Source organism: Pseudoalteromonas sp. TB51, assembly GCF_000498055.1.
GTDB lineage: Bacteria > Pseudomonadota > Gammaproteobacteria > Enterobacterales > Alteromonadaceae > Pseudoalteromonas > Pseudoalteromonas atlantica.
Map to the genome: position 1 here is coordinate 1 of NZ_AUTO01000355.1, position 4,093 is coordinate 4,093.

At 40.2% G+C, this 4,093-nt stretch carries 5 protein-coding genes; 1 reads left to right on the forward strand and 4 read right to left on the reverse strand.

Annotation, left to right across the window (positions count from 1 at the left end; translation table 11 throughout):
* From L650_RS0122815 to L650_RS0122825, 3 genes are all read right to left on the reverse strand, one after another.
* Positions 1 to 1,106: TonB-dependent receptor plug domain-containing protein (locus tag L650_RS0122815; RefSeq protein ID WP_164835585.1), on the reverse strand; the 1,106-nt coding region annotated here is incomplete at its 3' end.
* Positions 1,107 to 1,114: 8 nt separating this feature from the next.
* Positions 1,115 to 2,194 carry a FecR family protein gene (locus L650_RS0122820; protein WP_029774518.1) on the reverse strand — a complete coding sequence of 360 codons (1,080 nt, stop codon included), beginning with the start codon at positions 2,192 to 2,194 and terminating at the stop codon, positions 1,115 to 1,117.
* Positions 2,191 to 2,766 carry an RNA polymerase sigma factor gene (locus L650_RS0122825; RefSeq protein ID WP_004588915.1) on the reverse strand — a complete coding sequence of 192 codons (576 nt, stop codon included), beginning with the start codon at positions 2,764 to 2,766 and terminating at the stop codon, positions 2,191 to 2,193. The genes L650_RS0122820 and L650_RS0122825 overlap by 4 nt, the downstream gene beginning before the upstream one ends.
* A 119-nt stretch (positions 2,767 to 2,885) precedes the next feature.
* Here L650_RS0122825 and L650_RS0122830 point away from each other — a divergent pair, with 119 nt between their 5' ends.
* The gene (locus tag L650_RS0122830) at positions 2,886 to 3,401 is read left to right on the forward strand and encodes a DUF2937 family protein (RefSeq protein WP_029774519.1); all 516 of its coding nucleotides are present in this window, start codon (positions 2,886 to 2,888) and stop codon (positions 3,399 to 3,401) included.
* Here L650_RS0122830 and L650_RS0122835 read toward each other — a convergent pair.
* On the reverse strand, positions 3,381 to 4,093 hold a 713-nt coding region (locus L650_RS0122835), incomplete at its 5' end, for a substrate binding domain-containing protein (protein ID WP_029774520.1). The genes L650_RS0122830 and L650_RS0122835 overlap by 21 nt on opposite strands.

A 4,093-nucleotide genomic window follows, 5' to 3' on the forward strand; every position in this document is an offset into this window, starting at 1 on the left:
TAGCCGCTATCACCTAGGGCAAACCCTTTATTAAAATCAACGTTTACTGTTTCGCCATCACCCTCTGAGTATTGGCCGTAATTAACCGCTGCTTTGCCGCCTTCGCTACCATCTTTTAGTACAATATTAATTACACCGGCAATTGCATCTGAGCCGTATTGCGCTGCTGCGCCGTCTCGTAAAACTTCTATACGTTTAATAGCTGAGGCTGGAATAGCATTCATATCGGTACCTGCGGTACCACGCCCTACTGAGGTATTGATATGAATAATACTTGCCTGATGGCGGCGCTTACCATTAATAAGCACAAGTGTTTGGTCAGGCCCTAAACCACGCAGTGTTGCAGGTCGTAAGGCATCAGTGCCGTCACTGATTGACGAGCTTGAAAAGTTAAATGAAGGTGCAATAGATTGCAACATACGGCCAACTTCGGTTTGGCCTGTGTTTTCAAGTGCTTCAGCACTTAAAATATCAACGGGTACGGGTAAATCTTCTACTGAGCGCCCTGCTACGCGGCTACCTACAATAGCAATTTTTTCTATTTTCTCTTGTGCAACATCCTCTGCTGCATTCACACCGTGTGAATTTGCTGCAAGCAATGCTGGTAATACAGCTGCACTAACCCCTGAAAGCTTCATCATGTTGTTATCTTTCCTATTGATTTGTTTGAGTTTTATACTCAGTAAACCATTTTGATCAACAACCGCATCGAGCTCAGTCCCACTTAATAATGCTTGCAGTGCATCTAATTGGGTATAAAAACCATAAACCGAATTTGCTTGGTAATTTTTTGCCAACTCATAAGAAAACACCACGGTTTGCTCTGTTTGTTTAGCAAATTCTATTAAGGCTTTGTCTGCTCGCTGCGCTTGTATATCAAATTGCACCATTTGCCCAGTGGTCTGTGTTGCCCCTTGCACACTCAAGCTAAAAATAGCCGGAGCAAGTACACTTAAACCACTAAATAAATGCGTTTGGTTACTGCGCAATTTATATAAACAGCTGACAAACAAAATTCCTCTATAGTTTTTTATCTTTTTTTTAAACTTTTTTTTACTAATAACATTTAAAGATGCAACTTCACCTAACATTTGTTTGATATGCATAACATTTCTTATGATTTAGTTTGCTGTGTTAGGCTCACCATATGTTCACCTAAACGCTCATGCTCAATTGCAAAGTTAGTCTGTAAACTCTCAAGTAGCCCCTCAACATCGCCAGCTTTAAATACACCCGCTACTTTTATACTGGCAAGCTCATCGTTTGAAAGCTTAAAACGCGTAGAGGTGTAACGGCTTACTTCATTTAATGCATCGCTTAAATGCTCGCCATTAAAAATTAACATGCCATTTTGCCACGCTAAATCACGCTGTACGTCATCCACAGAAAGCTGCGTAATAGGTTTAGTAATGCTTTGCTCTATAATTGCTTTTTCGCCAGAAATAACAATATTGGCATTGATTTTACGTACTTTTTTAGCGTTATTATCAGCCAGTTGGTAGTCTTTAAAATCGTTGGCACTTACCGCAACACTTGGGTCGGTGATCATCACTTTCCCTTCGGTTACAACCAGCTCTAAATCAGAAGAGGTATTGCGCTGTACATTAAATACAGTACCAAGTGCCGTAAAGCTCTTATCGCCAGCCATCACACTAAATGGGCGCGATGCATCTTTTGCTACATTAAAACGCCCTTCCCCCTTACTCAGTAATAACTGACGACGCCCTTTGCTATAAGCTACCTCTAATAGGCTATTCGTGTTTAATTGCACTATGGTGCCGTCGGGTAAAACATACGTGGCTTGTTCGCCCACCTTCGTTGTATAAATTTTGGTGTAATTTATTTTAGCCAGCTCTTCGTTGTAGCCGTTTTCAAGGTTAATTAATAAGTAACTACACACCATTAATGCTGCAAATAAGCTCGCGGCAATGGCACTAGAAAACGCCCATCTTTTTTTCTGGGGTTGTTTTACACTTCTATGCGGAAATAAACTGCTTAACTCGTTTAATACGGCCAATTCATCCCATAGCTGCGCAAGTTCGTAGACGGCATCTTGATGGGCGGTACTTTGCATCATCCACAGCTTAAATTGCTCTTTTTCAATTTCGCTTAAGCCCCTATCAATTGCGCTGATCCATTGGCAGGCTTTTTCTAAAATTAAATCTTTTGATGTAAATTGATGAACATTACTCATTTCGCTGCCCTCTCAATTGATAGAGCCGAATTACAAGCAGAATTATGCGCCGCAGATTGGTTATGATTTTGTTCATGTTCTTTCATGTATAACATGGTTTGTAATAAACCTTTGGCGATGTGTTTTTCTACTGTGCTTTCACTTAATTGCATGTGCTGGGCGATTTCTTTTTGGCTCATACCGTACACTTTTTTAAATATAAAGCATTTACGGATAGAAGAATTTAGTTGATCCGTTGCTCTGCAAAAAAGTAAAAAACGCTCTTTTGAGGTGTATTCATCCTCAAGTTGTGAGGATTTAAGCAGCGGGGGTAATTCTGCGTCGTGCTCTAACGAGTCATTAAACTTGTTATCCCACTTGGCTATATGATTAAGCGCTAAGTGCTTTGCAGTTTTAAGCATGTAACTGCGTCTAAACTGAATATCTTGTTTTAAATCAGCTTCGTAGCTTTTAATAAAGGTTTCTTGCACAATGTCTTCTACGTCATCGGGCTGTACAATACGCGACACAAAGCGTTTTAACTGCTTAGTGATATCAACAAACGTTGATGTCATATTTACTTTGGTAGTCATCCTTAACATAGGCCTATTGTTATTTTTATTACCGATAGATTACGAGTTTTTGGCATAAAAACAAGCGCAAATGTTAATTTAGCGTTGTTTAGGTGGGTTTTGAGTAAACAGGAGATCAAATGAGTAAATTATTAGATTACATAAGGCTCAGTTTTTTTGCAGCAGGTTTACTATTAGGGGTACAAATACCGGCCTTTGTAAGCGACTTTGGGCACGCTTTAGATGCACATTTAATTGAAGCGAATAACGCACTAGCCCCGTTTAAAAAAGATGCTCAAAACTACTTTAACAACGATTTAAACAAGTTAATTGCCCACTATGAAAATATTGGTGATGATATTGTTGGTAAAGGGGCTACCCATATTAAAAGCCTCAATAATCGCCAGCACTCTTTACAAGTGGCAGTTAGTAACTTTAACCAATCGCCCTATTTATTTACTTTAACCAGCGACTTTCTCACTATTAAAAAGCAAGTATGGCAACGCTTTGAAGGGCAAATAGTGCTAAAAAAAGACTCCATAATAGCAGCGCTTGTCAGCGCCATTATTATTGCTATTTTTGCTGAGTTTATTGGCTTTGTAACCTTATTCATTATTAAGCGCGGGTATTACCGCTTATTCATAGCTGGCAAATAAAGACTTCATAAACTCATAAAACACCTCGGTTTTACGGGTTGTTAAGCTATTTTGAGGCCGTAAAAACCACACCGGCGCGTCGCTTTGGGCCATTACATTGGGCATCACCTCTACTAAGTTTCCGGCACTTAGCTCATCGTTAATCGCAATTTTAGATTTAATAGCTATGCCATGTCCGGCAAGGGCTGCTTGCGTCATGTTATCGGAATTAGAAATAGTAAAGCGCGTTTTGGCATTAAAGGTGTGTATTTTATTATTTTCATCATACAGTTTTAACTGCCTTTGCCAGGGTAAACACACCCAATAGTGCGTGCTCAGTTCGCTTAGTGTACAAGGCATACCATGCTTTTTTATATAACTTGGCGCTGCACATAAAATACGGGAGTTGTTGACAATTTTACGAGAGAGCAGGCCAGAATCGGTTAATTGCCCTACTCTAATTGCCACATCTTGTGCATCATCGACCACATTGACAAAATGATCAGTAATTAAAAAGTCGAGCTTTAGTTGCGGGTATTGGGTTTCAAACTCGGTCAACTTAGGCATAACATACTTTGAAAACACCCACGGTGGCATAGTCACACGTAATAACCCGCTCACCGAAGAGCTTCGTGCGCCAATGCTGTGCTCTGCATCGTGCAAGGCTTCTATAATAGCCCCTACGCGATGATAAAATAGCTCACCGGCGGGCG

Excerpts from the sequence above, each read along its gene's own strand:
- L650_RS0122830 (WP_029774519.1), top strand. The coding sequence starts at position 2,886 with ATGAGTAAATTATTAGATTACATAAGGCTCAGTTTTTTTGCAGCAGGT.
- L650_RS0122820 (WP_029774518.1), bottom strand. The coding sequence starts at position 2,194 with ATGAGTAATGTTCATCAATTTACATCAAAAGATTTAATTTTAGAAAAA.
- L650_RS0122825 (WP_004588915.1), bottom strand. The coding sequence starts at position 2,766 with ATGACTACCAAAGTAAATATGACATCAACGTTTGTTGATATCACTAAG.